This window comes from Anaerolineae bacterium, from assembly GCA_016931895.1.
Lineage (GTDB): Bacteria > Chloroflexota > Anaerolineae > 4572-78 > J111 > JAFGNV01.
The window spans coordinates 1-2871 of sequence record JAFGDY010000073.1 but is presented as its reverse complement, the minus strand read 5'-3'; the positions used below and the strand labels follow the sequence as shown (position 1 = coordinate 2871).

At 55.4% G+C, this 2871-nt stretch carries 2 protein-coding genes; both read left to right on the top strand.

Going from position 1 to position 2871, the window contains the following annotated elements:
• Positions 1 to 1988, top strand: a 1988-nt coding sequence (locus JW953_05925; GenBank protein ID MBN1992221.1) for a response regulator, incomplete at its 5' end; no start/stop codon positions are given.
• 52 nt (positions 1989 to 2040) lie between these two features.
• Positions 2041 to 2871 (top strand): response regulator (locus JW953_05920; protein MBN1992220.1); only part of this gene is annotated, 831 nt, incomplete at its 3' end.

Genomic DNA, 2871 nt, shown 5'->3' with positions numbered 1-2871 from the left:
AGGAAATATGGGGCCGCACGTGCGCAAGCCTTTATGCCGACCCCACTTCATTTGCCCAGGCCATCCATCCCGAAGACAAAGAACGAATATTCCAGGCCATTCAAAAACAATACCAGGGCATTTTCTTTAACGAAGAGTATCGGATTATCCGGCCCGACGGCAGCCTGCGCTGGGTTTGGGGCCGCACGTTTCCCATTGAAAATGACCAGGGTAAAGTCTATCGCGTTCTGGCGGTGGTGGAAGACATTACCCGGCGCAAACAGATGGAGGCCGAGTTGATCCAGGCCAGGGATGCCGCCGAAGCCGCTAACCGGGCCAAAAGCGCGTTTTTGGCCAACATGAGCCACGAACTGCGCACCCCCCTTAACGCCATTTTGGGCTTTGCCCAACTAACGGTCCACAACCCCTCCCTGCCGCCGGAACACCGCGACAATCTGCACATTATCACCACCAGCGGGGAACACCTGCTCACCCTCATCAACCAGGTGCTTGACCTCTCTAAAATTGAAGCCGGAAAGATGAGCCTGGAAGAAAAGGAGTTTGATCTGTACCGTCTGCTGGACGACCTGGAAGGTTTGTTCCAACTGCGCGCCGCCGACAAAAGTTTGCGCCTGATGTTTGACCGCGCCGCCGACGTGCCCCAATATATCCGCACCGACGAAGTCAAACTGCGCCAGGTGTTGATTAACCTGCTGAACAATGCGGTTAAGTTTACTCAAAGGGGGGAAGTGATTCTAAGAGTAGGGATCAGGAATCAGGGATCAGGAATTGGGGGAAAAATTAAAAAAACTAAAAAGGAGGCTGGCGAAGTTGGACTCGTACAAGGAGCTGAAAGTTTGGCAGAAGGCGATGGAATTGGAAACGGAACTACTGATTTCGGCCAAACTGAACTACCTGCCGGTCAACACCCTGAATCCGCTCATAAACCAGATACAGAAGATTGGCCGGATGCTCAACGGCCCGATAACCAGCCGATCCAAAAACCAACCCAAAAATCCAAAACCTCCCCCCTAATCCCCAATGCCCAACCCCTGATCCCTGATTCCCAATCCCTAATTCCTATCTCCTTCCAAATTCAAGACACCGGCCCCGGCATCGCCCCCGCCGAACTGGATTACCTGTTTGAAGCCTTCAGCCAAACTCAAGCCGGCTTGCAAGCCCGCGAAGGCACGGGCCTGGGCCTGGCCATCAGCCGGCGTTTTGTGCAATTGCTGGGCGGCGAAATATGGGTTGAGAGCCAGGTGGGGCAGGGCGCCACTTTTACCTTTACCCTACCGGTTGGCGTGGCGGCCGGGGCGGAAGTGCTGGCCCGGGCAGAGCGGCTATTGCGGCGGGTGGTGGGCGTGGCCCCCGGCCAGCCGGTTTACCGGTTGTTGATTGTGGATGACCGGTGGGACAACCGCCAATTCCTGGTCAAACTGTTGGCCCCGTTTGGGTTTGAGCTGCAAGAGGCAGAAAATGGACAACAAGCCCTGGAAATTTGGCAGGCGTGGCAGCCCCACCTGATCTGGCTGGACATACGCATGCCGGTGCTGGACGGTTGGGAAACAACCCGGCGTATCAAAGCCACGCCGCAGGGCCAGAAGACGGTGGTGGTAGCCCTGACCGCCGGCGCATTTAAAGAAGACCGGGCCAGGGTGTTAGCCGCCGGCTGCGACGGTTTTATCCGCAAGCCGCTGCGCGAAGCCGATATTTTTGAAACGCTGGAACGGCATTTGGGCCTAACGTTTATCTACGCAGAGCCGCCGGTTGAGGCCACGCCCAGGTCTAAAGCAGAACTTGTGGCGGCCTTAAAAACCCTGCCCCCCGACTGGCTGGCCGCGCTTGAAAAAGCCATCATCGTGGTGGATATGGAGCGCATTGACCACCTGCTTGCCCAAATACGCGGCAGCCGGCCGGCCCTGGCCCACAGATTAACCAAGCTGGCGGACAATTTTGAATTTAACAGAATTTCTGCTTTAATTGAAGCAGCCAAAAAGACCGAGTAAATTGGTCTCTTTGCCGATACGCTGGTGTAAAAACGCCAAGAAGGCCGTCAAAATGAACAATTATCCCGATGTGCCCCAGGCCAATATTTTAGTGATTGACGATACCCCGGCCAACCTGCAATTGTTACGCAAAACGTTGTTAGAGCAAAACTATAAAGTCCGGCCCGTGGCCGACAGCGGCCTGGCCCTCCAGGCCGCCCAAACCGAACCGCCCGACTTGATTTTGCTGGATATTATGATGCCGGGAATAGACGGCCTGGAAGTATGCCGCCGGCTTAAGGCTAACCCCGCCACCGCCGAGATTCCCATCATCTTTATGACCGTGCTGGACCAGCCGGAGGATAAAGTGCGCGGATTTGAAGCCGGCGGCGTAGACTACCTGACCAAACCCCTCCACATCCCCGAAGTGCTGGCCCGGGTGAACACCCACCTCACCCTGAGTTGTTTGCAGCGGCAGTTAGAAATAGACAAAGAGTTGCTGGAACAGCGCGTGCGGGCGCGCACCGCCCAACTGACTGCGGCCAACCAGGATCTCCAGGCCGAAATCGAGCGCCGCATTCGCCACCAGCAAGAAAAAGAGCGCCTGTTCGACCTGACCCGCCAGCAAAGCGAGCAACTGCGCCGGTTGACCACTTTGCTGCTTGAGTCTCAGCAGCAGCGCCAGCAAGCCTTAGCCCACACCTTTGAACGGTACATCACGCCCTATCTCACCCTGCTGGGCGATAATCTGCGTTTGATGCAGAAAATTGTCGGCCAAAATACCCCGGCCGAAGCTATTGATTTACTGCCCGACTACCTACTCGACTTTTGCAGTGACATAAGATTTAACATTAACAAGAAAATATGGGATAATAAAGGTCAAGCTAATCGGTATTCAAATGCT